Raw genomic sequence first — 204 nt, forward strand, 5'->3', positions numbered from 1 at the left:
TAGATGGATCGTTTGCTGCCGGCAAGGGCGGCGGCGAAGATGTCCAGTATGGCTTCAAAGGCAAGGGAGTTACACTCCATGCTCTGGTGGATGGCAACGGACTCCCCCTCTCCGTTATTTCTACAGGAGCGGCAGAAAGCGAGAGGGCGCAGGTTGAAGCGCTTATAGACCGAATAGAGACCATTACCGGTAAGCCAGGGAGAC

The 204-nt window shown here is 55.9% G+C and carries 1 pseudogene; it reads left to right on the top strand.

What is annotated here, in order from left to right:
* A pseudogene (locus ACYQ2M_RS25610) lies at window positions 1-204 on the top strand (hypothetical protein); the annotation flags it as partial.

It is taken from the genome of Desulfocicer niacini (assembly GCF_054657595.1).